This window comes from Aquicella siphonis, assembly GCF_902459485.1.
In the GTDB taxonomy this organism is placed as follows: domain Bacteria; phylum Pseudomonadota; class Gammaproteobacteria; order DSM-16500; family DSM-16500; genus Aquicella; species Aquicella siphonis.
Genome location: NZ_LR699119.1, coordinates 2294432 through 2319867 on the forward strand (window position 1 = coordinate 2294432; position 25436 = coordinate 2319867).

The 25436-nt window shown below is 49.6% G+C and carries 20 protein-coding genes and 1 pseudogene; 6 read left to right on the forward strand and 15 right to left on the reverse strand.

Features of this window, described 5'->3' with window-relative positions; genetic code table 11:
* The first annotated feature begins 54 nt into the window (after window positions 1–54).
* The gene (efp, locus tag AQULUS_RS10645) at window positions 55–624 is read left to right on the forward strand and encodes an elongation factor P (RefSeq protein ID WP_148340123.1); all 570 of its coding nucleotides are present in this window, start codon (window positions 55–57) and stop codon (window positions 622–624) included.
* 12 nt (window positions 625–636) lie between these two features.
* Window positions 637–1632 carry an elongation factor P--(R)-beta-lysine ligase gene (gene epmA / locus AQULUS_RS10650; RefSeq protein WP_148340124.1) on the forward strand — a complete coding sequence of 332 codons (996 nt, stop codon included), beginning with the start codon at window positions 637–639 and terminating at the stop codon, window positions 1630–1632.
* A gap of 9 nt (window positions 1633–1641) precedes the next feature.
* On the opposite strand, the gene AQULUS_RS10655 is transcribed toward epmA, so the two are convergent.
* The gene (locus tag AQULUS_RS10655; protein ID WP_148340125.1) at window positions 1642–2880 is read right to left on the reverse strand and encodes an SAM-dependent methyltransferase; all 1239 of its coding nucleotides are present in this window, start codon (window positions 2878–2880) and stop codon (window positions 1642–1644) included.
* Window positions 2881–3037: 157 nt separating this feature from the next.
* On the reverse strand, window positions 3038–3958 hold the full coding sequence (locus AQULUS_RS10660) for an acyl-CoA desaturase (RefSeq protein WP_148340126.1): 921 nt from the start codon (window positions 3956–3958) through the stop codon (window positions 3038–3040).
* 436 nt (window positions 3959–4394) lie between these two features.
* On the opposite strand from AQULUS_RS10660, the gene AQULUS_RS10665 reads away from it, so the two are divergent.
* Window positions 4395–6056 (forward strand): DEAD/DEAH box helicase, encoded by a 1662-nt coding sequence (locus AQULUS_RS10665; protein WP_197737317.1) that lies wholly within the window; start codon window positions 4395–4397, stop codon window positions 6054–6056.
* A gap of 135 nt (window positions 6057–6191) precedes the next feature.
* On the opposite strand, the pseudogene AQULUS_RS13200 reads toward AQULUS_RS10665, so the two are convergent.
* From AQULUS_RS13200 to AQULUS_RS10710, 9 genes and pseudogenes are all read right to left on the reverse strand, one after another.
* Window positions 6192–6658 (reverse strand): annotated as a pseudogene (locus tag AQULUS_RS13200) (EVE domain-containing protein).
* A 56-nt stretch (window positions 6659–6714) separates the two neighbouring features.
* Window positions 6715–7971, reverse strand: coding sequence for a transcription termination factor Rho (rho, locus tag AQULUS_RS10675; protein ID WP_148340127.1), 1257 nt, complete (start codon window positions 7969–7971; stop codon window positions 6715–6717).
* 406 nt (window positions 7972–8377) lie between these two features.
* On the reverse strand, window positions 8378–8704 hold the full coding sequence (gene trxA, locus AQULUS_RS10680; protein ID WP_148340128.1) for a thioredoxin: 327 nt from the start codon (window positions 8702–8704) through the stop codon (window positions 8378–8380).
* Between the two features lie 66 nt (window positions 8705–8770).
* Window positions 8771–9541 carry a glycosyltransferase family 2 protein gene (locus AQULUS_RS10685; protein WP_148340129.1) on the reverse strand — a complete coding sequence of 257 codons (771 nt, stop codon included), beginning with the start codon at window positions 9539–9541 and terminating at the stop codon, window positions 8771–8773.
* Window positions 9538–10806: an MFS transporter gene (locus tag AQULUS_RS10690; RefSeq protein WP_232051886.1), complete on the reverse strand. Its 1269-nt coding sequence runs from the start codon at window positions 10804–10806 to the stop codon at window positions 9538–9540. The genes AQULUS_RS10685 and AQULUS_RS10690 overlap by 4 nt, the downstream gene beginning before the upstream one ends.
* Window positions 10807–10829: 23 nt before the next feature.
* Window positions 10830–13661 carry an AMP-binding protein gene (locus AQULUS_RS10695; protein ID WP_148340130.1) on the reverse strand — a complete coding sequence of 944 codons (2832 nt, stop codon included), beginning with the start codon at window positions 13659–13661 and terminating at the stop codon, window positions 10830–10832.
* Window positions 13639–14856: an FAD-dependent monooxygenase gene (locus tag AQULUS_RS10700; protein ID WP_148340131.1), complete on the reverse strand. Its 1218-nt coding sequence runs from the start codon at window positions 14854–14856 to the stop codon at window positions 13639–13641. Before AQULUS_RS10700 ends, AQULUS_RS10695 begins: the two co-directional genes overlap by 23 nt.
* A 2-nt stretch (window positions 14857–14858) precedes the next feature.
* Window positions 14859–16169: a Xaa-Pro aminopeptidase gene (pepP, locus tag AQULUS_RS10705; protein WP_148340132.1), complete on the reverse strand. Its 1311-nt coding sequence runs from the start codon at window positions 16167–16169 to the stop codon at window positions 14859–14861.
* 39 nt (window positions 16170–16208) lie between these two features.
* A complete protein-coding gene (locus tag AQULUS_RS10710) occupies window positions 16209–16775 on the reverse strand; it encodes a UPF0149 family protein (protein ID WP_148340133.1) in 567 nt (188 codons plus the stop codon).
* A gap of 312 nt (window positions 16776–17087) precedes the next feature.
* Between AQULUS_RS10710 and AQULUS_RS10715 the strand changes: the two genes are divergently transcribed.
* Both AQULUS_RS10715 and AQULUS_RS10720 read left to right on the forward strand, forming a co-directional pair.
* Window positions 17088–19178, forward strand: coding sequence for a hypothetical protein (locus AQULUS_RS10715; RefSeq protein WP_148340134.1), 2091 nt, complete (start codon window positions 17088–17090; stop codon window positions 19176–19178).
* Between the two features lie 153 nt (window positions 19179–19331).
* A complete protein-coding gene (locus AQULUS_RS10720) occupies window positions 19332–19862 on the forward strand; it encodes a dihydrofolate reductase (RefSeq protein ID WP_197737318.1) in 531 nt (176 codons plus the stop codon).
* A gap of 153 nt (window positions 19863–20015) precedes the next feature.
* Here AQULUS_RS10720 and AQULUS_RS10725 read toward each other — a convergent pair whose 3' ends face one another.
* The 3 genes from AQULUS_RS10725 to AQULUS_RS10735 are packed head-to-tail and all read right to left on the reverse strand — an operon-like array spanning window position 20016 to window position 22123.
* Complete coding sequence (locus AQULUS_RS10725; protein ID WP_148340135.1) at window positions 20016–20825, reverse strand: symmetrical bis(5'-nucleosyl)-tetraphosphatase; 810 nt, start codon at window positions 20823–20825, stop codon at window positions 20016–20018.
* A 31-nt stretch (window positions 20826–20856) separates the two neighbouring features.
* Window positions 20857–21651, reverse strand: a complete 795-nt coding sequence (gene rsmA, locus AQULUS_RS10730) for a 16S rRNA (adenine(1518)-N(6)/adenine(1519)-N(6))-dimethyltransferase RsmA (RefSeq protein ID WP_148340136.1) — start codon at window positions 21649–21651, stop codon at window positions 20857–20859.
* A 19-nt stretch (window positions 21652–21670) separates the two neighbouring features.
* A complete protein-coding gene (locus AQULUS_RS10735; protein WP_172622839.1) occupies window positions 21671–22123 on the reverse strand; it encodes a tetratricopeptide repeat protein in 453 nt (150 codons plus the stop codon).
* Between the two features lie 119 nt (window positions 22124–22242).
* Here AQULUS_RS10735 and AQULUS_RS10740 point away from each other — a divergent pair, with 119 nt between their 5' ends.
* Window positions 22243–23679 carry a nicotinate phosphoribosyltransferase gene (locus AQULUS_RS10740; protein ID WP_232051887.1) on the forward strand — a complete coding sequence of 479 codons (1437 nt, stop codon included), beginning with the start codon at window positions 22243–22245 and terminating at the stop codon, window positions 23677–23679.
* A gap of 58 nt (window positions 23680–23737) precedes the next feature.
* On the opposite strand, the gene AQULUS_RS10745 is transcribed toward AQULUS_RS10740, so the two are convergent.
* Window positions 23738–25420, reverse strand: coding sequence for an ArnT family glycosyltransferase (locus AQULUS_RS10745; RefSeq protein ID WP_148340139.1), 1683 nt, complete (start codon window positions 25418–25420; stop codon window positions 23738–23740).
* Window positions 25421–25436 lie beyond the last annotated feature (16 nt).

The window sequence follows — 25436 nt, forward strand, 5'->3', positions numbered from 1 at the left end:
TGCCCTGCGGATAACGCGAGGTTATGATATGCCCAATATTTTAGGAGTGAATTTATGAGCTCATACGGCTTGAACGAAATAAGAAGCGGAATGAAACTTCTCATCGACGGAGATCCCTGCGTCGTTGTGGATAACGAGTTTGTCAAGCCAGGCAAAGGCCAGGCTTTTAACCGTTTAAGATACCGCAACCTCAAAACCGGCCGTGTGATTGAGCGGACTTACAAATCCGGAGACAGCATTCCTTCTGCCGATGTCGTTGAAGTCGACGCCCAGTTTTTATATGGCGACGGAACAGAATGGCACTTCATGGCGACTGAAACATTCGAACAGTATGCGGTTCATGAAACCGAAGTTTCTGAAGCCAAGATATGGCTCAAGGAGCAGGCTGAATGTAAGATCACCCTGTGGAATGGCACACCGATTCTCGTTATCCCGCCCACATTCGTCAGCCTGAAAGTGGTGGAAACAGACCCCGGGTTGAAAGGCGACACCGCAGGAAGCGGCGGCAAACCTGCAAAGCTGGAGTCTGGCGCCGTGGTGCGCGTGCCCTTGTTTGTACAGGAAGGCGAAATTATCAAGGTAGACACCCGAACCGGTGAATATGTCTCCCGTGTCAAGGAATAGCGGTTCCTGATTATGTCCGCAAGTATTAACACGCTGCATTCCACCGCAAACTGGGAACCCTCCTCCTCGCTCGCAACCTTGAGGCAGCGTGCACATATCCTGAAAATCATTCGGGATTTTTTTTTCGCGCGCGGGGTCATGGAAGTGGAAACTCCCTTGTTGTGCCGCGCTTCCGTAACCGATCCTTTCATTCAAAGCATTCCGGCATTATTTCAATCCCGCGCGGGAGCAAAGGAAGAATATTATTATCTGCAAACATCCCCGGAATATGCCATGAAACGACTGCTTGCCGCGGGAAGCGGAGCAATTTTCCAACTGACCAAGGCATTCAGGCAAGGTGAAACCGGCCGCTTTCATAATCCCGAATTCAGCATGCTGGAGTGGTATAGACCCGGATTTGATCATCATGACCTGATGAATGAAATGGATGAATTACTCCAGATTACCCTGGGAAAATCTTCTGCTGAGCGCTGCTCTTATCGCGATGTCTTTCTGCAGCATCTGAACCTCGATCCTCATCATGCCTCGCTCCAGGACCTTGAACAATGCGCGGTAAAAAACAGCCTGCAAATCGCCGGTGAAATTGATGACAAAGACACCTGGCTGCAACTGCTGATGTCCGAATACATTGAAAAGCGTGTAGGCCAGGACCGGCCATGTTTTATTTATGACTTCCCCGCCTCGCAAGCCGCTCTGGCACGGATAAAACCCGGCGATCCTCCGACAGCCTCACGTTTTGAAGTTTATTACCAGGGTATTGAACTGGCCAACGGATTTCATGAATTACAAGACGCGTCAGAACAACGGCACCGCTTCAAAAAAAACCTCCAGGAACGCGCACGGCTAGGCTTGCCCGAAATGGAAATTGATGAATTATTTCTGACCGCGCTTGAGCACGGCTTGCCAGACTGCGCGGGCGTAGCGCTGGGAATCGACCGTCTCATCATGCTGGCGGCCGGCAAAGACAGCCTCTCCGAAGTACTGGCATTCGATTTTTCACGCGCATGAATGCAAAACTCAATCACGTTTGCGCCACAACCCTTGTATATCACCTATGTAAGCCTGCCTGAAACCTGCCGCACAATAACAAAGGTAAAAACGCCACATGCGTATGAAACGCTCCGGAAATCCCTGCTCTCTGACCTTATCAACATGGTTATTAAACCGCTTCAGCCAGTCCAGCAAGGTGACGGCGTAATGCTTGCCAATGTCACGCATTTGCAATAACTGCATCCGCGTCTGGGTAGCAATGCACTGAGAAATGGTATTGACTGAAGGCAGGCAGCCGCCTGGAAATATATATTTCTTGATAAAATCCATCTGGTCTTTTGCACTTTCATAATTCTGATCATTGATGGTGATCGCCTGCAGGAAAAACAAGCCGCCGGGTTTTAGCAGTTGATTGCATTGGCGAAAAAAAACATTAAAATACTGGTCACCCACCGCTTCTATCATTTCAATAGATACCAGCTTGTCATATCGCCCGGTCAGATTCCGATAATCCTGGTTCAATAATTCGATACGGTTTTGCAATCCCAGATGCGCGATTTCATTTTTGACATAAGCATATTGTTTGTCTGAAATAGTGGTAGTGGTCACCCTGCAGCCATGCTTGCGCGCGGCATAAAATGCGAAACCACCCCACCCTGTGCCTATCTCAAGGACATGGTCACTGGGCTTTAACTGTAATTGCTGACAAATGTTTTCCAGTTTTTTCAGGGAAGCATGCTCAAGACTGATGCGCTCAGGTTCATAGAGCGCACTGGAATACATCATGTTGGGATCCAGAAATAATTTGAAAAAATCATTTCCCAAATCATAATGGGCGATAATATTCTGCTTTGCGCTGGTGATGTCATTTTTATGAAAAATTCGTCTGAAGCGCTGCAGCCAGTTCATGAATCTGATGTAGGGATTTTCTATCTTGTCCTGCACTTGAGAGTTGATAATCATGAGCTCAATCAACCTGGTTAAATCATCAGTCTCCCAGTCACCGTCCATGTAACTTTCAGCCGCGCCCAAAACACCTTGTAAAAGGATTTTTTTATAGAATTGCATATCCTTGACTTGTATTTGGACTCTGATGACATCCTGACCTTCCTGGCTTCCGAATGCATGAACACCAGATTGATCCGTGATGACAAGACTGCCCTTTTGAATACCCGAAAGCCATCGCAAGACCATTTTTTGCGACAGCCAATATGATTTGCTTGCTGCTGTATCTGTGCCTGTTTCGGTGCCTGCTTCATCTTCCATATCGAAAATAGTCCTTTATTTCGTCTGGGCATATCTAAAAAGGTACACGGTTTAAGGACGATTTAAAAGCCTCACAACATACTATCCGCTGAACAGCGGATGCCATTGATTGAACCGCGACCAATTCACAAGCATTCCAGGGTAGCAGTGCGTCTCTTTATACCAAATCTTTCTGCAAGACAGATTTTGGAACGCCGCGCACATCCCAGATTATGCCAATTTTTTCCATTAGCTTGAGCACATAATAGGTAATATCCACTTCCCACCACACAAAACCCTGCCTCGCAGTCGCGGGATAATGATGATGATTATTATGCCAGCCCTCTCCCAGCGTCAGCAAAGCAAGAAACACGTTATTACGGCTGTTATCCTTGGTGTGGAAGCGTTTTTTTCCCAGCACATGAGAAAGCGAATTGATGGTGACTGTTGTATGAAACAATGCGATGGTGGAAAGACAAAAACCCCATACCACCATTTGTCCCGCGCCAGTCCCCAGCTGCGGCGCATAGCGCTGCATTAACATACCGGAAAAAAATAAAGCGACAAACAAGATGGTCGGCATTAACACATCATACCGCTCCAGAAATACCAGTTCGGGGTAACGAGCAAGGTCACGCACACGTTCCGGATTAAAATGGTAATGACGTTTGGACATAAACCAGCCCATGTGGCTCCACCAGAATCCGTGTTGAACAGGAGAATGGGCATCTGAGGGTTCGTCAGAACACATGTGATGCTGCCGGTGATGCGCCGCCCACCATAATGGACCTCTTTGAATACAGGTGCCGGCCATCATGGCGAATACAAACTGCCAAAAGCGATTGGTTTGATAAGTCTTGTGTGAAAAATAACGATGGTAAAACGCGCCTATGAAAAAAACACGAACAACATATAAGACCAGTGCGGTAATAAATGCGACCCAGCTGAACCCGAAATAAAAAACCAGCAGACAGCCCAGGTTCAGCAGTATAAACGGCATGGTGCGCAACCAGTCAATCTCGTCACCATTCTTCATATTCGGATCATAATGATTCTGACTTGCTATCCAGTTAAATAGAATTTGCCCTAATTTCTTCATCCAGCTTTCCTCTTTGAGCATTCGTGACACTCTCACCAATGCGGCATAAAACCACGCAAACGTTCCAAGGGCAAGTGACGCTTTTCGCCTTTGGAAACATCTTATCGCCAAGTTCCCCGCAGCAAGCGGCGGGAAGGCGTCATCACGCCGGATTATACTAGGGTCTATTGACATTTCTACCCTGTAGTTCAATGAACATGTGGATAAATGGCTTGCTTTTTTGCAAAATTAATGGTCAGATAGCCTTCTTGAGATTTTTACATCATCACCAATGAGTTGTATCCCTCCTGCATTTGCTCTCATGGGTTCACCTGAAATGATTTTTGGTTAGTCTGATTGGCGATGATACACATTAACCGCCGGCTATCTAGGTCTTTTTCCTTGGGAAATACGCGACTCTACATGGCTCGCCTATTCGTTATAACGAGGATAAAACGTGAATAGCTTTTCAGATTTTAATTTTAATTCAGATATTTACAAAGCCATCTCCATTTGCGGCTATACCCGCCCCACCCCGGTGCAGTCTCAATCCATTCCTTTTGTCATGAAAGGCAAGGATGTGGTTGTTTCCGCCCAAACAGGAACGGGCAAAACCGCTTCTTTTGTACTGCCAGCCTTGCAACGGCTAAGCCAGCAGGGTCCGTCAAAAAAAACCCGGGTTCTGATCCTGACCCCGACACGCGAGTTGGCCAGCCAGATCACCAAGGCTGCAAGCCTCTATGGCAAGTTCATGCGCTTTAATATCGTCAGCCTGGTCGGCGGCATGCCTTACCATCATCAAATCAAAGACCTGGCCCGCGGCGCGGACATATTGGTTGCCACGCCAGGACGGCTGCTTGACCATCTGGAACAAAAGCGTGTCGATTTGTCTCAGGTGGAAATGCTGGTGCTCGACGAAGCAGACCGCATGCTGGATATGGGTTTTATTGATGACGTTCAATATATTGCAAAACTCACCCCGGCAAAACGCCAGACACTGCTGTTTAGCGCCACCCTGGATAATAAGCTGATGAACGCAGTGAAACATTTGTTGAAAAATCCTGAGCGCATCGATTTGTCCCATGAAAAACTGGCTGCGCCACAAATCAGACAGGAAATGTATAAAGCGAATAATCCGCAGCACAAAAACCGGCTTTTGAAACATTTTCTGAATGACGCCAATATTTTCAAGGCAATCATCTTTTCAGCGACAAAAATCAACGCCGACAAACTGGCCAATCAATTACGCGATGAAGGATTCGCGGCTGCCGCCCTTCATGGCGACTTGCGGCAAAATGTACGTAATCGCACCCTGGAACAATTGCGCCGCGGCAAAATCCAATTCCTGGTCGCCACTGACGTTGCGGCACGCGGTATTGATGTCAGTGATATCACCCACGTTTTCAATTATGACCTGCCGCGGTTTTGCGAGGATTATGTACACCGCATAGGCCGTACTGGCCGCGCAGGCAAAACCGGCGTCGCGATATCCTTTGTACTGCCTTCAGATGCCCGGCATCTGCAATCCATTGAGCGCTACCTTGGACAACGCATCAAACTGATGCAGAATATTGATGCCGGTGATTCCTCCGCGCCGAAAAAACATAGTGTGAATTCACATGAAATCCTGACCTTGCCTCATAACAAGGTTCGCGCTGAAAAGCACATGGCACCTGCCAAACAGCACCGTCAGGACAGGAATTTCCAGGCCCGGCAAGATGACGGACAGAATGAGGGATACCACTCCGGACATAAACACAAACCAGGTGTCACTTACAAAACCAGTAAAAAGGACAAGCAGAGTAAAAGCCACAAAACAGCCAGACCTTTCGCCAGCAAAAATGAAAAAAACCGCAGCAAGGCCGGCGGCAGCAAAAAAGACCCGTATGAACAATATGAACCCAGGAAAGGCTACAGCCATAAAAAACCGTATTCGCCGGGAAAGAAAGACGCCCATGATGCCGACACCCGCAAGCCTTTGAATTCTGAAATGCCTCATTCCAGAAAAAACCGTGAGGGCAAGAACGACACGTCCTCACGATTTAAAAAAAAGCCCCACGGGAAATCCCGGCGGACTTCGAATTATTCAGCAGCAGGAAATAATCAGAAGCGCTCTTGAGCGGCGTTTTAAACATATCATCCTTAAACCCTCTCCGCATTGAATGCGGAGAGGGTAATATTCCTCGATGGTCAGGGAAAGCTTCTCTGCGATTTTTCAGAAAATGCTCATTGAGCTATGTCAGTCTTTTACCACTTAACGCTTCGCAGCAAGACTTGTTATTACCTTCCATTCCTCAGATGTGACAGGGGTGATAGACAAACGATTGCCTTTGCGCAGTATCATCATGTCTTTTAGCTTGGGATGCCGCTTCATTTCCTCCAGCGTAACCAAAGCCTGGAATTTCTCTACCAGTTTCACATCCACCATATACCAGCGCGGCTGGTCCGGCGTGCTGCCAGAATCATAATGATCTGAGTTTATGTCCCAGGCTGTAAAATCCGGATAACCATTTCTGACCACTTCTACAATCCCGGCCACTCCAGGGGGATGACAACTTGAGTGATAAAAAAACCAAGGTCGCCGGTCTTCATGTCATCACGCAGCATATTGCGCGCCTGGTAATTGCGCACGCCATCCCAATACGCTGTCTGCCCCGGGCGACAGCTTAAATCATCGATACTGAAACACTCCGGCTCTGATTTCAACAACCAATAATTCATTCTGTTTCCCGTAAAATCAAAATGGAAGGCCTGGACACAATATCCAGGCAACCATATTAGAACTTTTTCATGGCATCAAAAAATTCGTCGTTTGTTTTGGTATCCTTCATCTTGTCGATAAGAAACTCAACAGCACCTTCTTCCATAGGCTGCAAGAGTTTGCGCAGAATCCAGATGCGCTGTAAAACTTCTTTTGATACAAATTTCTCGTCACGGCGTGTACCGCTGCGGTTTACGTTGATGGCAGGATAGACGCGGCGTTCTGCAATACGGCGATCCAGATGGATTTCCATATTGCCCGTTCCCTTGAATTCCTCGTAGATCACATCATCCATTTTCGACCCTGTTTCCACCAGTGCCGTTGCGATAATCGTCAGACTGCCGCCTTCTTCAATATTTCGTGCCGCGCCAAAGAAACGCTTGGGCCTTTGCAATGCATTGGAATCAACGCCGCCGGTCAACACTTTGCCGGATGCCGGCACAACAGTATTATAAGCTCGCGCAAGCCGGGTGATGGAATCCAGCAGGATGACAACATCACGCTTATGTTCAACCAGCCGCTTGGCTTTCTCAATCACCATTTCCGCCACTTGGACATGACGGTTTGCCGGTTCGTCGAAGGTGCTCGCTATCACTTCACCCTTGACGGAACGGGACATTTCCGTGACTTCTTCAGGGCGCTCGTCAATTAAAAGCACGATCAGATAACATTCAGGATGATTGTGGGCAATGGAATGGGCTATATTTTGCAGCATCATGGTCTTACCCGCTTTAGGCGGAGAAACAATCAAGCCGCGCTGGCCTTTTCCGAAAGGCGAAATGAGATCAATCACTCTCGCCGTAATATCTTCCGTGCTGCCGTTTCCCAACTCCATTTTAAGATGCTTGTCCGCAAATAGCGGCGTCAGGTTTTCAAACAAAACCTTGTTCTTGGCATTTTCAGGCGCTTCGAAATTGATTTCATCCACTTTTAACAGGGCAAAATAACGCTCGCCTTCTTTGGGAGGACGAATTTTACCAGAGATGGTATCGCCCGTGCGTAAATTGAATCGGCGGATTTGGCTGGGAGAAACATAAATATCATCAGGGCCGGCGAGATATGAACCTTCAGCTGAGCGTAAAAAACCGAAACCATCTTGAAGAATTTCCAGCACGCCGTCGCCATAAATATCTTCACCGCGTTTCGCATGCTCCTTCAGGATTGCAAAAATAATATCCTGCTTTCTTGAGCGGGCCATGTTTTCCAGCCCATATTGTTCAGCCAGTGTAACCAATTCAGCTGCACTTTTTTTCTTAAGCTCAGTTAAATTCATAATGATTTAAACCCTAAAAATAAAAAACGTTGATTGATTGTAAACACAGAAGAGACACTCTAATTAATTTACCCAATATGCCGTGCAAGTTTCATTCATGTATCAGCAGGGATCTTCCGAAAGACGACTCGCATTCCCTTTCACAACAAGCGCAAACCACTCGTGACAGGCAATTGAATCTCTATCCTAAAGTTATGCCAGACTCAGGGCCTGGACACCTGATAACCGCTAACAAGAACTATGGAGTTTACGACAGGTAAGAGGGTTATCTACCCACTAAAAATATCACTAATTTATGAGAATATCCAGTTTCCTGAAACACTATTAGCATCCGAACCGTTCGCGCGGGATAGATACCGCGCGAAGCCGGCCGTTAATTCACAAGGCGGGGCAATCGAGACAAATATCAGATGTGATTATCAATAAACTTCGCCAATTCGGCTTTGTTAATCAAGCCAACCTGAGTGGCAACAACCTGGCCTTCCTTGAAGAGGATCAAGGTAGGAATGCCACGAACACCAAATTTGGGCGGGGTAGAGGGATTATGGTCAACATCCAGCTTGACGAATTTTACTTTATCTGTGTACTGGGAAGCCACATCTTCGATGATAGGCGCCAGCGCCTTGCATGGACCACACCATTGGGCCCAGAAATCTACAATCACAGGTATATTGGATTCAATCACTTCGTTTTCAAAAGATGCGTCGCTGATTGCATGGATATGGCTGCTCATGGTAAGACCTTCTATAAGTTAGATATTTTAAGATATAAAATATATATTGAGGCATTTTAAAAGAAATCAAGGCGGTTTAGAACCCATTCCCTTGTCTATGCTGAACAGGGGAGAATTTATCCATCCCAGCTTATTCAAGACGTATCCAAAAGACGTTCGTATGACTCCCACGCCATACACCAGACTTCTGACAAGCGTGATAGAGGAAGCTTCCGCAAAATATCGGGTGGGACAAGTGATTTCGGCCACATTATATCCCGCGTAAAGAATTTGAGAAATCATTTGGTTATCAAACAGATAGTCGTCCGAACAGCGGGAATAGGGAATATTCTCCAGCACTTCCCGCGAAAATGCGCGATACCCGGTATGGTACTCCGAAAGCATTTGCCCCAAAAGCAGGTTTTGCATCATGGTCAGACCACGATTAAAAATATATTTATATAAAGGCATACCCCCTTTGAGGGCGCCTTTTCCCAAAATGCGGGAACCCAGCACCACAGGATAAACGTTTTGCGCTACAAGATAGGCCATGGAAGGTATCAAACGGGGAGTGTATTGATAATCCGGATGCAGCATGATGACGATGTCCGCCCCCAATGACAGCGCCTTGTCATAACAGGTTTTCTGATTGGCTCCATAACCCTTGTTGCGCTCATGACGAATGATATGCCCGATGCCCAGCCTCTGCGCCTCGATGATAGTTCTGTCGCTGCTCGCATCATCCACCAGCACGACTTCATCAACCATATCCAGCGGAATTTCCTTATACGTTTTTTCCAGGGTAAATTCAGCATTATAAGCAGGCAGCACAATGACGATTTTTTTATTCAGAATCATGCCTGGCCCTTTTTATTTACTTGTATGGGTAATAATAACAACGCCCCGACCGCAAAAAACACCAGCACCGTGGCCATTCCTGCGCGCTGGGTGTCGAATGCCATGGTCATCACGCCAAACAGCCAAGGTCCGATGAAAGCAGTAATACGGCCTGACAGCGCATACAATCCAAACATTTCCGTGGACACAGCCTTGTCTGCAATCAGACGCACCATCAGAGAACGGCTGGCAGACTGCACCGGGCCCACGAATAAACAAAGCAATAACGCGACCGCCCAGAATGCCGTCTTGTCGTGCAGCAATAATAACGGAACGCCTAAACACGTCAGACAAACCAGCGATAAAATGACTGTAGCTTTTGATCCTATCAAATCATCCATCCAGGCGAGAGTGACGGCCCCCAACCCCGCCGCGACATTCATGGTGATGCCAAACAAAAGCACTTCTTCAAATGTCAGGCCGTAGGTGCCGGCAGCATAAATGCCGCCAAAAATAAATAAGGTATTCAGGCCGTCCGCGTAAATCATGTGTGAAACCAGATAAAGAAAAATATTTTTTTCCGTCGGCAGTTTTTTCAATGTGCGCCATAATTCGTGCCATCCGGCACGCACTGCCTGGGGCAACGGCTTGTGCGCAGAAGACAAACCGGGGACAAGCAGGAATAATGGGATGGAAAAAACCGTGTACCATATCGCGACAAATGGGCCGCAAATACGAATTTGCGCGGCAGAAGCGGTATCGAGACCAAGCCAGTTCGAACGGACAAATACTACCAGCGCGACTGACAGCGCGAGAATGCCTCCGATATAACCGCTGCCCCAGCCCCATCCTGAAATCCGGCCCAAATAATCCTTGGGAGCAAGCTGCGGCAGGAATGCATTATAAAAAACCAGAGCGACTTCCAGCCCTATCGTCCCCAATACCAGACACGTCAGGGTCAGATACACAGAATGAGTATTCGGATAGGCGAACCAGAGCATGCCGGAACTGACAACCGCCAAGGCGGTAAAAAACAAAAGCCAACGCTTATGATGGCCGCCGTGATCTGCTATGGCCCCGAACAGCGGACTAAACAAAGCAATAATGATCCCCGCGATTGAAGTGGCATTCGCCCACTGATAAGTACCAACGATTTCATTTTCAGCCACTTTGGTCGTGAAATAGGTAGCGAAAATGAAGGTCATCACGATAATGGAATATGACGCGCTTGCCCAGTCATACAGACACCAGGCGGCAACGGTAGTGACACGTTGATCAGGTTTCAAGAATTAAACTCCCTGCAATAAATTTATCGTGTACGTTTTGGAGCAATTGCCTGTGCCGCGATAAAATCCAGCGAAGGCTCTCCGCAATATTTCGAAATTTCAGCGCGCACCACATTGCGCAGATGAGTCACATCCTGCCACTCCATTCCTTTGGCCTTGACAGGCTCACAAACCGTAACGGTCACCGCGCGCGGACACATCAGCTTTTCATCGTCCCGTAAGATAAACCGGGTGCCTTTGAGCGCAACAGGACAGATAGGGGTGCCGGTTTCCGTGGCGATCTTGAACGCTCCCAGACGGAAAGGCCGCAAGCCGCAGGCATAGCTGAATGTTCCTTCGGGAAAAATCAGAATGGAGGCGCCCGCTCTTAATACGGATTCGATGCGCCTTGTATCTTCCAGGCCTTTTGAAAAATCCATGCGGTCCACGCCGAGATAATCCAGTTTTTGCACCACCGTACGGATCAGAGGCGTATGGAACAATTCCTTTTTGGCAACAATACGTGTTTGGGGCGGCAGGATGGATATCATGACCAGCGAGTCGATATAACTCGCATGGTTAGGCGCGTAAATGACGGGCGAAACCCTTTCCAGTTTTTCTTCTCCATCCACTTTGACGGGGCAAAAGGCAAACCTCAAAATCCACTTTGCCCATACACGCACTACGCGGGCAGCAGTGTCGCGCGATGAATATTTAACGAGACAAAACACCGGGAAAAAGGTAATTCCGACTATCAGCGCGATATAAAGGGTATAAATAAATTTCCCCGTCACGCTCAGCGCGCTCAGGCATTTGCGAGCCGCGGCCTGCAGCCCCAGCCTCACTAATTGCAGCCAGGCGGGTATGGGTGACTTGTTCAGCCGCCCCTCCAGATAGTAAGCCTTGCACGCCGCGCGCTGCAATTTTCCACTCGACGTTTTCGGAACAACGTGCGGCTCGACCAAAACCACGTGATCGGGGACGATATCCAGCGATGTCGCGACGGCTTCCTTGATGTTTTCTCTGATCCTGGCTCGTCCCGATTTGCTTTTTTCACGCGTCTCGGCCACCACGATCAGCTGTTCGGTTCCATGCTGCGCATCCGAGACTTCAAATGCCGCCACGCAGCCCTGGCGCACGCCTGGCACAACACCGACCAGCTCTTCGATTTCAGCCGGATAAAGATTGCGGCCCGCCTTGATAATCAAATCCTTTCTCCGTCCGGTGATAAAAAGCTCGCCATCGGCCAGGTAAGCAAGATCTCCGCTGTCCAGCCAGCCTGCGTGATAAATCGCCTCGGTCGCTTTGGGATTGTTGTAATAGCCTTGCATGCTTGAAGGCCCGCGGAATTGCAGATTTCCCACTTCCCGTTCCGGCAGCGCTTGATTGGCATCATCCACGATACGAATTTCATGTCCCGCGATTGGCGGGCCGCAGGACACAAACTGGAGAACATTCTTTCCCTCGGCCGCGGCCGCAGGGACGGCACGGCGATTTTCTTCGAATTCCTTGCGCTGAATGGCGTCCAGCCTGAAATCCCGATTAACCGGCGGAATAGTCAGCGCGACTGTTGATTCCGCCAATCCGTATACGGGTAAAAGGGCACTGCGCCTGAAGCCATAAGGCGCAAATTTTCTGGCAAATTGCTCCAGTGTTTTCGGGTATACTTTTTCCGCGCCGTTCGCCGCCATCCGCCAGGTAGAGAGATCAAGACCCTCAATCAACGCAGGATCAATTTTACGCGCGCACAACTCATAGGCAAAGTTGGGCGCCCCGGAAAGCGTGCCGCGATGATAGTGAATGGCCCACAGCCAACGCTCGGGATGATTCAGGAATGAAAAAGGCGTCAGCAATATCAGCGGCACGCCATAATACAAGCTGCCCAGCCACATGCCTATCAACCCCATGTCATGATAAAGCGGCAGCCAGCTGACAGCGACATCATCCGGCGTCACCTGAATGGCCTGGCCGTAGGCTTTAATGTTAGTCAGCAGATTATCATGCGATAACAGCACGCCTTTGGGATCCGCTGTACTCCCCGAGGTATACTGAATGAATGCATAGTTCGCCGGGTTCGCATTGAAGGGATGGTCCAGCGCATCAGGTCTTATCAACTCCTCCACGGTGGTCACCTGTTTCAAGCTGGGAACAAACGATTTCAACAGCAGGCTGAGTTTTTCTGCCTGCTCGAACGTCACCAGTATGCGCACTTCAGCGTTACGCAGGATACGCGCTTCAGTCTGCGCGTAAGCTTCCAGCATGTGCATACGAAAAGGGGGATAAATGGGAACAGGTATCCCACCCGCGAGCAAGGTGCCAAAGAAAGTATAAAAAAACCGCGGGTGAGTGGGCTGCATGATGGCAACGGTTTCACCGGTCTGCAATCCGCGCTCACGCAATCCGGCGGCTACCCGCAGTGAGGATTGCAGCAATGCGCCATAAGTAATGACTTCTTCACTGCCTTCTTCATTCTGGAAATAAATATGCGCCTTGTCGGGAGAGCGTTCGCCATACAGGAACAAAACATCCAGCAAGGTCTTGGCGCTTGCCGGATCCACCCTGGGACGCTCCCCGTGCGATGTCACAATTTCCTTTTTGACGGGCTGCGCGAGCGCTGGCCCGGACTCCATGATGCCGGCAACAATATCAGCCAATGTTTCCGCCTCCGCCAGCAAGCGGTCAGGCAGCCTCACATCAAATGATTTTTCTATGCGCTGGAATAATTCCGCGCGGCCCAGACTATCGATTCCCAGGTGTCTCTGCAGTGAAGCGTCCAGACTGATTTCCCGTCTGTAGGGTTCGCCAGATTCATCCAGCAGCCGGGCCGTGATGGCGATCAATTCCTTTTCAACGTCATGCCGAGAGGTTTTTTTCATAGAAATCACTCAATAATAGCCCCGGTACACGTCCTGTCCGGCCCATAATGGCTTCAATAAATTTCTTTTTCACAGGCATGATCATATCCAGCCCCATCATACCAAGCTGCAAAGGCCACCCGCCCAAAAAAGAATCCGTGGAAAAAAGAGTAGAGAGACGATGGGATACCCCGATACTGGTGGCCTGCTGTTTTTGAATCAGCGCGCTGATTTCCGGCAAGTCTTCCTTGGTAAAGCATTTCTGATTCTGAAGCTTTTCCAGAATCGCCTCGGCCAGCACGGCGACTTCATAGACAGCCAGGTTGAATCCCTGCGCCGCGATAGGGTGCAGGGTATGTGCCGAGTTGCCCAGCAGAAAAACATTTTGCTCAACCATTTTTTCAGCCCTAACCAGGCGTAACGGGAATACATGTCTTTGTGTTATGCCCTGCAAGCGCCCCAGCCGATAGCCAAAAGCATCCTGCAGCCGTTTCAGAAATTCCTCATCTGAAAATGACATCAGTTCTGAAACTGCATGATTACTCGCCGTCCAGATCGTTGCGCATTCCTCTCCCGGCAAAGGCAGCATGGCAACAGCACCGTCCGCGAGAAACCGTTCATGCGCGACATGGTGATGGGAACGCTTTAGCGCGGTTCGCGTCACTATGGCGCTTTGCTCATAATCAATCACTTCCGTTTTGATGTGCAATTGCGAGCGCACAGTGGAATCAGTCCCGTCAGCCCCTATGACGACAAGCGAAGACAGCGACACTTCGCCTTCTTCGGTCAGGATTGTCAACTGTACCATCCTGTCATCCTGATCAAGCGACTGCAGTCTAGCCGGGCGGAAAAGCGTGCACGCGGGCAAAGACAACAATGTTTCATTCAAGGCCGCCTCAATATGCCGCGCCGGGATCACATGACCCAGATTACGCAAACCCACATCTTCACACCGCAGCCGCACTGAACCGAAGTGTCCATGACGGGTCACATGGACTTGCTGAATAGGGGATGCATGCGCTGAAAGCCGGGGCCAGAGATGAAGATTATCCAGAAATTGACAACTGCCGTTATTCAAGGCAAACAGGCGGGGATCGTCACTGGACGGCCGCCGGGAATCAATCACGGCAATACGCAATCCGGAATGACGAAGCGCGGCCGCGAGCCCCGCGCCAACCAAGCCTCCGCCGACTATGACCAGATCAAAACGGGGCATGATTATTTCGCCATAACAGCTTCGATTTCAACAACAGTCTTGGGTATTTTATGACTCAAAACATCACGCCCCTTGTCAGTCACCAGGACATTGTCTTCAATACGCACACCGATATGATGCCAGCGCTTATGCACCCCCGGAATATCTGACGAAATGTAAATACCCGGTTCAACCGTAAATACCATGCCGGGCTGCAAGGCCCGCCACTTGGTTTCAACGCGATACATTCCCACATCATGCACATCCAGACCCAGCCAGTGGCCAGACCGGTGCATATAGAAAGGAAGGTAAGCCTGTCTTTCGATCAGGTTATCCACATTCCCTTTTAATATGCCCAGATCAACCAGCCCTTGCGTGAGAATTTTCACAATGATGTTTTGTGCCGTTGTCCAGGATGCGCCCGGCTTGATGGATTTGATTGCAGCCAACTGGGAAGACAAAACAAGGTCATATATCGCGCGCTGCTCTCCGGTGAACCGGCCGTTGGCCGGGAAAGTCCGGGTGATATCGGCCGCGTAATTCTGATATTCCGCTCCGGCGTCAATCAAAACCAGGTCGCCATCGGCGATTTTCTGGTTATTGTTGATATAGTGCAAAATGCAGCTGTTGCGCCCCGCGCCGACGATGGAGTTATAAGCAGGGAAACGGGCCCCGTTGCGCTGAAACTCATAAAGCAGTTCTGCTTCCAGTTCGTACTCATACACGCCCGGCCGGCAGAACCGCATGGCGCGCACATGCGCTTTCTCGGTAATATCCACGGCCTTTTGCATGATTTCAATTTCAGCGGCGCTTTTGAACAACCGCATTTCATGCAATGAAGGAGCAATATCCACAAAAGCAGCCGGAGGCTGCAGACCGCCTCTAACCTTGGAGCGCACTTTATTCACGCACTGCATCAGCAGTTTATCAAACTCCCGGTTAACGCCCAGCGGGTAATGTATGGATTCACGGCCCGCCATCAAGTCCGGAAGCATTAATGCAAGCTCACTGTAAGGAAAAGCCTGGTCTGCAAGATATTCCTTCACCGCGCCTTCCTGGCCCGCGCGCGGACCATCCCATATTTCACGGTCGCGGTCACGAATACGGTTAAACAAGATGTATTCGCCTTCTTTTCTTTTGGGAGCGAGAACCAACACCGCATCCGGCTCTTCAAACCCGGTCAGGTAATAAAAATCACTGTTTTGCCTATAGGCATAGGTGGCATCGCCGTTGCGAAAGACTTCTGGAGCGGAGGGGAGTATGACTATTCCATTCTGGCCTATTGTCCGCATTAACTCTTTACGGCGTTTTGCGTATTCAGACATTTTAATCATGGCAAACTCCCTTCATTTTGATTTTAATTACCCTATGACTTAATGGAGATGGTTTGATGAGCTGGCAGTTTTCCTGCTCGCATCCTCCTCCCGCATATCCTGATAAATCAGGATGACAGCCATGCGCACATATTCAACCAGTTCGATGTAAGCCGCTTCATCCTCTTCACTTGCCACGACTTCTTCATAATTCATTTTTGCGATTTCAATGAGGTCATTGATGGCTTCCGTCATCTCGCCAGGGTCACGGTCCACAATCTGGATCTGGGCCATCTTCAGGCCCGTCAAATACCCCTGGCACCAGAGTGTCAGGGCTTCGGCGCGGATAGGCAAGGTTTCCGAATCAGGCGGCAGGACCAGCTGAAATTCAAATAAAAAATCATCTAATTGCGTCATGCTCGCTTCATATAACGCCTGCAACACTTCATGGGTTTTTGCAGGGTCCTTGCCCCCGGTCACCAATTCTTCCCAGGCGGCGCTGCTTTTGGGATTTCCGCACAGAATGCCGCTGACCAAACCATGCACCTGTGAAGGGTGCAGCTTCAATGTGGTTTTGCTGAGCGCCTGGTTAAGCTCCCGGTATTGAGGTAATGATTTTTGATTCATGACTGGCACCCGCGTAAAACTGACAATATTAGCGAAAAAGGGCCGAGATAGAAAGCTCGAAGATCTCGCCAGGGCGCGAACCCGCGCTCCTTTTCCTTCCACGTCTCCAAGGCAGGACTAGCCTTGGCGTGGTTGGCATGACGAAAAAAGCCGCCCGCATTAAGTCTATCTTAAGGTTTGCCAGGTCAAAAAAATACCCTGACTTTAAGACTAAATTAATCAAACTGTCAGCCACCTAGCGTAAAATTTTCAGCATGAACACACAACGTATAAAAAACATAAAAAAATAATCCAAACAAAACGAGAAACCGCATGAACAACAGAGTCCTGAGCAGTCTATATTCACCCGAGCTGGATGAACAAGTCCGTCTGGAAGAAATCAGTCTCTTGTCCAGCATACTCGACACCATTCCCAAAGAGATGACGGAGTTAAGGCGTGAATTGCAAGCTCTGTTGTCCGCCGCATACCAGGCTTCGATACCGCCCATCGATTTGAGTCATTCCGACAACGAAGAAGAAAGCGAAGAAAAGAATGATGACAAGCCGATCAAGCTGAAAGAAATAGACAATGAAATTGCCGCCGTCATCGCCGAAATCGAGAAATTTTATCCTGACAGCACTGTGGGAAGGATGATTGCCCAAACAAGGGAATCATACAGACAAGGCAGACAAGGCTCTCAGATTAATCCTGCGAGCGAGGAAGAAAATGACGCCGTCATTGCCGAACTCATGGATAATTTCGATTTTGATAAAGAAGACAGTGACTACTTTTATACCTTACCGCTTATCCACACCTCACTGCATTCTCCCCGCTTCCGTTTTCTGATGCACAAGCTCGCGCTCTTGCAAGATAAAAGAATGAGATTGAAATCAAAATCCATTCCGCAGTTTGAGGAAGAAGAACCTGAAGAAGCGCCGAACAAGTTCATGGCCTTTCTCAATCTGCTCAAAAAACCCTTTGACATAGGCAAAAAATTTATAGACTTGATTGACGACATCTGGAACGCCGTCGGACGCTCCGCCCTGCCAGCGAAGATAGTAGAGAAAGTCGCGCCATTTCTGGTCGGCGCCGTGGGAGCGATCATTCACGCCGTCGAAGGCGTTCAAGGTCTCTGGGATGCCATCAAAGCCATACGCAAGGAAAAATCCCGCAACCGCAAAACAAAAATTGCCGCGGGTTTACTCACCTTTATGCTGGGCGGCACGGGTGTCGGCCTTAGCCTTAGCTATATTGCTTTCGGGCTGGGCGCGCAAGTACTCGGCTCCGCGCTCATGCCGGTCCTGATTCCCGCCTTGCTGGGAAGGATTTATTCCGTCCAGCTCTGGAAGTTGTCCTACAGGCTGCACACGCTCAAAGACAGGGAAGCGAAAGCGGAACGCAAGCTGAACGCATTCAAAATCCAGAACGCGCAATCCATGCTTACCCTGGAAATGGATATCCGCGCGATTACCCAGGAAAAAAAGCTGCTCGAAGAGGCAAATGCCGTAATCCTGGAGAAAGTCCAAGCCCGCAAAGCCAGCGATACCGACCTGGAACGATTGAAAGCCAATGACAAGGCGATTTCCACCTTATCATCCCGGTTATACGAAAAAAACACCCAACTGACCCAGTTGAAAAACCAGGAAGCACGTTTACAAACCAAATACAACCGCCTGCGCGAAAAGAGGTTGCAAGCGGAACGTGACGTGGCATTCAAAGTAATTGAAATTACCGCATCCATGCTGGTAGTCACCGGCGTCACCCTGGGCGCCACCGCTCTGTTAGGGGCCGGCACCGTGGCTACATTTGGCGCGCTGCCAATCGCCTTGCTGGTGACAGGTGTCGTCATTGGTATCGGCGTCAAGGTGTTTGAGTATATCGACGAGAAAAACAATCATAAATATTCGAATGCGATGCGCGGCTGGTTCGCAGACAAATTGGACCGTCTGGCCTCTATTTTTAAAAGCGAACCGCGGGTTGAGAACTCGCCTAACAACCGGCATCAGCCTGGAAGTCCAGGCATCAGCGGCTCCCCGCAGCAAGCCGCGTCTCCCCGTCGTCGTCCTCGTTCATCCAGCGATCTTGTTCTGATCGACTCACATAGCGATGAAAAAACCCCGCTGCTAAAAGACAAAAAACCCGCCAGCAGCACGGCCCAATTTTTCCGCACATTTAATAGCGATTCGCCCAGCCCTCAACTGCCCGTCAGACCTCAATTATCGTCCAAGGTCCGCGCGATCAATGGATCGGAAGAAGATGAAATCCTGCTCCTTCCTGATTCGGGCATTGATCACACGCACTCTGGGAAAAAGAAGGCTGATGCTGCCAAAAAACTCAATTTGCTTCACCGTTCTGCGAGCAGCCCTTCACTTGTCTCGCATTCCGTGAATTCGGATGTGGGCGCCAGTCATACGTTACACTGATAACAGCATTCCGAACGCTGTCTCAATGGAAATCAGCTTTGCTGGAAGCATTCATTGAGACAGCTTTTATTGTCATTGTCGGCGACACATCCGCAGATTATACTCACACATCCACCTTGCCTGATTATTTAAGCGAACAGACTGATGCCTCATATGCAACGCCCCATGCTTTCCGCGATCGCCGCCATGTCCGATAACCGCGTCATCGGCAGCAACAATCAATTGCCCTGGCGGCTGCCCGCAGATCTCAGGCATTTCAAGACCCTGACCAGCGGCCACCCTATTCTGATGGGACGAAAAACTTATGAGTCGATTGGCAGACCGCTGCCTCACCGCACCAACATCATCATGACGCGAAATGCCGCTCTAAGAATCCCGGGTTGTATTGTAGTCACCTCTTTCAAGGAAGCTCTCGCGCACGCGGCGGCCGAAGACAAGCGGGAAGTATTTATTATTGGCGGCGCGGAAATCTATCAGCAGTCGCTGCCTTATCTGGATCGTATTTATCTTACCATCGTGCATGAAAACTTCAGCGGCGACGCGTTCTTTCCCGAGCTGGACCCGAAAGACTGGAAACAGGTCGCAATTACCACTTTCGCGCCCGACGATGAAAATCCCTATTCATACAGTTTTGTTACCCTGGAACCCGTTTCAAAACCAGCCATGCTGGAAAATCCTGCCTGATTATCAAGGGCGCTTAATTAAATTACGACAGTCCCTGGGCATGATAGATGAGCGACTAGATTTCAGGATGAAATCCTTAGCCACAAGGAGGCGGCGATTGGAGCGAAAGCAATCATGCCCAGGGACTGTCGTAATTTAATTAAGCGCCCCTAGTCACGCGCAACGCACACTAAACCGCTTTTCATCTTCCAGCCGCAGGGCGGTCAGACAATTCCCCCACACACAGCCGGTATCCAGCGCATAAAGTCCGGGTACTGACGTGTTACCGTTGAGCGCCGCCCAATGGCCAAACAGGATTTTCACTCCGGCATTGACTCTGTCCGGCACTTCAAACCAAGGAAGCAGTTCGCGCGGCTTGCCGGCAATCTCACCTTTGTAAGACAAATCCAGGCGTCCATCCGGATAGCAAAAACGCATGCGCGTGAAATAATTTATAATGCAGCGATAACGGTCCGCACCACTCAAATCGTCACTCCATTTATCCGGCAGATCACCATACATCTGTTTCAAAAAAATCTCTGGCGCGGCGCCGCGCAATGCGGTCTCCGCTTCATGCGCCAGTTCGCGCGCCAACTTCAGGCTCCAGCAGGGAGCAAGGCCGGCGTGAGTCACGACAAATCCCGCAGCACGGTCGAAATGAAGCAAGGGGCGGTGACGCAGCCATTCGATCAATTCAATTTTATCAGGCGCGCGCAGAATCTCATCCAGCGTATCACCGCGGTGCTGCGATCGAACGCCGTACGCCACTGCCAGCAAATGCAAGTCATGATTGCCCAGCACAGCGACTTGCGCTTCTCCCAGCGCCTTGATCCAACGCAGCACCTTTAGCGAGTCCGGGCCGCGGTTCACCAGGTCTCCTGTAAACCAGAGGCTGTCTGTTTGCGGATTGAAGCGGATTTCAGCCAGTAATTTTTCCAGTTCGGCAAAACAGCCTTGAATGTCTCCAATCGCATAGATTGTCATCTGCAAACCATTCCTGTTCTGATAACCTTATTCATGCACGCCTGTTAAGCGCGTCCGTCACCGCATTACTGATGTCAACAAATTCCCTGACGGTCAGTTTTTCTGCGCGCAAATCTGATCGTATGGAAAGGCTCTCCCAGATTTCATCATCCACCACTTCTTTCAGGCTGTTGCGCAAGGTTTTTCGCCGCTGCCCAAACGCCTGCTTAACTACTGTCGCAAACAGTCTCTCATCGCTTGCCTTGCAAGGATAATGTTCATGAGGGACAAGCCGGACAATAGTGGACTCGACTTGCGGCGGCGGATGAAACGCCCGCCGCGGCACGTCAAATAACAGCTCGGCCTGACAATGATACTGCACCATGACACTCAACCGTCCATAATGTTCCGTGTCCGCGCCTGCGGCCAGACGTTCGGCAACCTCCTTTTGCAGCATGAACAACATGTCTTCGATGATGTCTGCAAACGCTATGAGGTGGAAAATCAACGGGGTAGAGATATTGTAAGGCAAATTTCCGAATATTCTCAGAAAGCGGTCATCAGTCCTGATGCCGGCGAAATCAAAATCCAGGACATCCGCCTCATGGAGTATCAGATTGCCGGCGCGTTCGCAGCGCTCGGACAAGAGAGGAATAAGCTCCCGGTCCAGCTCGATCGCTTCCAGATGATGAACCTGTTTAAGAACAGGAAGCGTAAGCGCTCCCTGTCCGGAACCAATCTCAACCAGATGCTGGCCAGGTTTGGCATCAAGCGCGGCCACGATGCGGCGAATGACAGCCTCATCACGCAAGAAATGCTGTCCGAAGCGTTTACGCGGAATATGCACGAGACATTCTCTTGGCCCTTCAGCGGCTAAGGGCTACGCGGGCGGGCTCAAAACCATGCGCCGCGGATTTCTGAAACCACATCCTGGCTTGTGACTTGTCTGCCGGCGTGCCCAGGCCATGCAGATAAAACAAGCCTACATTATATTGCGCACTGGCAAGGCCCTGAGCGGCGGCCTTTTTATACCAATCGAAAGCCTTGGAATAATCCCGGGCGGTGCCTTTGCCCGCCGCATACATATACGCGATCTCATTTTGAGCAAACGGGTCGCCGTCTTTCGCCGCCTGATTGAAATAATAAAAAGCCTTTTCATTGCTTTGTTCAACGCCTCGGCCCAGCAAATACCGTACGCCCATGCTTTTGGCGCTGCTGTCACTGTAGGCGGTTGAATTGGATCCATAAAACCTGGAGGTTGAACAGCCGGCAAATAACACCGATAATCCCACCAATAACAGCATTCTTTTAATGGACATACAAATACCTTCTTCATGAAAATCAAAAAAAATCATTATAATGTGACTAACCCCGATTGGAAACCTGCCGAGCAAGCGCCCAATCATTCCAGCCGCAAAAGCATAACGAGGAGATCGAAGTGACAGCCTTGACCCATTCCCCCTTACTGACAGACTTCTATCAATTAACCATGGCGTATGGTTACTGGAAGCTGAATATGCATGAACAAGAAGCCGCATTTCATCTCTTGTTTCGCAAAAATCCCTTCAAGGGGAATTACGCCCTCAGCTGCGGACTGGCTACTGTCGTTGATTTTCTCACGAATTGGCGATTTTGCAATGATGATCTTGCCTACCTGGGCACGCTGAAAAACGCTTTCCAGGAACCTCTTTTCACGCCGGATTTTTTGGACTATCTGGCACAGCTTTCCTTCACCTGTGATGTGGATGCGGTGCCGGAAGGCACGGTTGTTTTTGCCAATGAACCATTGATACGCGTCCAAGGCCCCATTTTACAATGCCAGATGATTGAAACCGCCTTGCTGAACATGATTAATTTCCAGACCCTGATCGCCACCAAGGCGTCCCGCGTCTGCCGGGCCGCGCAAGGAGATAACGTTATTGAGTTCGGCATGCGCCGAGCCCAGGGCCCAGATGGAGCGCTTTCCGCGAGCCGGGCCGCATACATAGGCGGCTGTGTCGCCACTTCCAACACTCTCGCAGGAAAATTATACGACATCCCCGTTCGTGGAACACATGCTCACAGTTGGGTCACTGCGTTCCCGACCGAAATGGATGCGTTTCATGCCTACACGGATATCATGCCGCATAACACAGTCTTGCTGGTCGATACTTTTAATACCGTGGAAGGCGTCAAGAACGCTATAAAGGCAGGCAAGAAGTTGCGCGAAAACGGGGCTGACTTGTTGGGCATTCGCCTGGACTCGGGCGACCTTGCGGACCTCAGCATCAAGGCCAGAAAACTGCTGGATGAAGCCGGATTTGAAAATACCGGCATCATGGCCAGCAATTCGCTGGATGAATATGTCATCAGCGATCTCAAGCAGCAAAATGCGCAAATAACTTCCTGGGGCGTAGGAACGCACCTCGCCACCGCTTATGATCAGCCGGCATTGGATGGTGTTTACAAGCTATCGGCGCTGCGCGACAAAAAAGGCGCGTGGAATTACAAACTCAAGCTGTCTGAACAGGAAGTCAAAATCTCCAATCCCGGACGGCATCAAATCCGGCGCTTTTTTTCCGCCGATCGATATGTCATGGATGTGATTTACGATCTCAGCCTGGGAATGGCAGACACACCTGAAGTGGTATTGCTGGATCAATCCATGCAGGATATCCGCCTTGATGATTACGATGGATTCGTTGATCTGCTGGAACCAGTCTTGCGTAACGGCCAGCCTGTTCTCGCGCAGAAAAGCATACACACGCTGCGCAAACATGCGGTGGACGCAGTTCAGCAATTTCACAACTCACACGGGGACGCGCCGTATTCCGTGAGCCTTGAAAAGAAGTTATTCGAACTGAAGGAAAATCTGATCCAAGAAATAAGAGAGTAGGAATTGCCCGCGGCACAACACCCGTGCAATATCATATTTTTGAAACAATTCCCGTTTTTTATAGCTGAGGAAGGGATTCCTCTCTCTGCGTCGATGCGGCGTATAAACGGTATATTGTCCGCCCGCCGGCGTCATTAATAGCGGCGACCTGATCGAGATTTAACCGGTAGTCGCGCGCAAACCTGAAAAAGTTTACTTCCGCAGGGTAGACGCCGCCCGCCAGCGTGATAACCAGGACTTTTTTATTTCTGAAATATGCATTATAAAGCCAGCGCAAATTAGCTTTTTCTCCCCGTTTAAATCCGGGCAAAATATAATCCCGCATCTTTTTCAGGCTTTCATCGTTCGTGAGTATCGCCCAGGCTTCCTGATGCAGCTTCATGCGCACGCCGTCATCCGCGGCGAAAGACAAGAGTTGCGTATTGAATGCTTCCACTGAAACAATCTCATCGTATTTCCCGCTGTGCCGATTGACATAATCCGCCAGGCGATAAATCGCCGGAGACCATGAAACGTCAATATAGCCTCCGGGCTGCGACAGCGCAGACAAGTATCGATTACTCACGACGAGCTGCGAGGAGATAACACAGGATACCAGCACAAACAGGCAAATCCGGGCGCATTTTATACTGACATGCCTGGAAAAAACCGCCATGGATAAAAGAAACAGTAAATGCGGCAGCGGCCATAACACCATCACATGATATGAATTTCTAGCCTGAGGAGTAAGCACCACCATCAGCAGCAACATGAAACAGACAGTAAAGCAAAATCCCATTTTTACATCATGATCTGTCGCCGCAGGACCGTTAATGCGCAGCAGACGGGAGACACTCACCCACAATAATGCCGCCAGGGTGATACCGACTTCGATACCATTCACCAACGATACCGCCCCCGTATCCCGGTGAAACATTTTAATATAGGGAAAGGAGCCGTTCATGGTGTTCAGATACAGATGAAAAGTATAAATGATTTTCTGGCCCAGAGACATATTCATGATATGCCCCATGGGAAAATCCCGCAGAGGCACGACCAACAGCACAAACATCACCGCCAGCGTGACGACAAACGCCAGGGTCAGACTGGCTGTCAACACGCTGTGTCTTTGGTACAACCTGATCGCGTCGCGCCTGTTAAAAAGCAACGCCGCGCCAAAAAACGCGGCCACAACCCATAAAAAATTCAAACGATTGTAAACGCCCGTCAGCATAACCAGGTAAAGCAGGGCGAGAACGGCAGGCTTTTTGAGCGCGACACATTTCCAGTACAAATAGAATGACAAGGATATAAACAAGCCTTGCAGCACAAGCGTGTTGTAGTCCATTCTCGCGTGATAGATATACGATGGGTCGGTGGACATGAGAAATAAAAACAGAATGGAATAAAGCCTATCCTGAAACAAAAACTTCGAATTGACAAACCAAACAAGGATGGTCAAAAACGAAATAAGAATGACAGGGACACGGATGGAATAAATCGTCACGCCAAACCATTTGAAAACAGGATAATAGAGCCAGGCCTTCACCGCGCCCTCATAGGGAAATGTCATCAGCGGGATGCCAAAGATTTTTTTATAAATAAAATCCGGGGTGACGCCTCCGAGCGCTGCATTGATGAAGATACCTTCATCGAAGGACAAGCCGATATTTTGAATATGCGCGAATGAATAGCCCATGAAAACAGAAATGGCGGCAGCCAGGGCCAGCAGCGATTCACGGCTGATAACTGCTTTACCCATATCCGTCATCCATTGC

Coding starts and splice junctions, on each gene's coding strand:
- efp (WP_148340123.1), top strand. CDS start 55: ATGAGCTCATACGGCTTGAACGAAATAAGAAGCGGAATGAAACTTCTC.
- epmA (WP_148340124.1), top strand. CDS start 637: ATGTCCGCAAGTATTAACACGCTGCATTCCACCGCAAACTGGGAACCC.
- AQULUS_RS10655 (WP_148340125.1), bottom strand. CDS start 2,880: ATGGAAGATGAAGCAGGCACCGAAACAGGCACAGATACAGCAGCAAGC.
- AQULUS_RS10660 (WP_148340126.1), bottom strand. CDS start 3,958: ATGAAGAAATTAGGGCAAATTCTATTTAACTGGATAGCAAGTCAGAAT.
- rho (WP_148340127.1), bottom strand. CDS start 7,971: ATGAATTTAACTGAGCTTAAGAAAAAAAGTGCAGCTGAATTGGTTACA.
- trxA (WP_148340128.1), bottom strand. CDS start 8,704: ATGAGCAGCCATATCCATGCAATCAGCGACGCATCTTTTGAAAACGAA.
- AQULUS_RS10685 (WP_148340129.1), bottom strand. CDS start 9,541: ATGATTCTGAATAAAAAAATCGTCATTGTGCTGCCTGCTTATAATGCT.
- AQULUS_RS10695 (WP_148340130.1), bottom strand. CDS start 13,661: ATGAAAAAAACCTCTCGGCATGACGTTGAAAAGGAATTGATCGCCATC.
- AQULUS_RS10700 (WP_148340131.1), bottom strand. CDS start 14,856: ATGCCCCGTTTTGATCTGGTCATAGTCGGCGGAGGCTTGGTTGGCGCG.
- pepP (WP_148340132.1), bottom strand. CDS start 16,169: ATGATTAAAATGTCTGAATACGCAAAACGCCGTAAAGAGTTAATGCGG.
- AQULUS_RS10710 (WP_148340133.1), bottom strand. CDS start 16,775: ATGAATCAAAAATCATTACCTCAATACCGGGAGCTTAACCAGGCGCTC.
- AQULUS_RS10715 (WP_148340134.1), top strand. CDS start 17,088: ATGAACAACAGAGTCCTGAGCAGTCTATATTCACCCGAGCTGGATGAA.
- AQULUS_RS10720 (WP_197737318.1), top strand. CDS start 19,332: ATGCAACGCCCCATGCTTTCCGCGATCGCCGCCATGTCCGATAACCGC.
- AQULUS_RS10725 (WP_148340135.1), bottom strand. CDS start 20,825: ATGACAATCTATGCGATTGGAGACATTCAAGGCTGTTTTGCCGAACTG.
- AQULUS_RS10735 (WP_172622839.1), bottom strand. CDS start 22,123: ATGTCCATTAAAAGAATGCTGTTATTGGTGGGATTATCGGTGTTATTT.
- AQULUS_RS10745 (WP_148340139.1), bottom strand. CDS start 25,420: ATGGGTAAAGCAGTTATCAGCCGTGAATCGCTGCTGGCCCTGGCTGCC.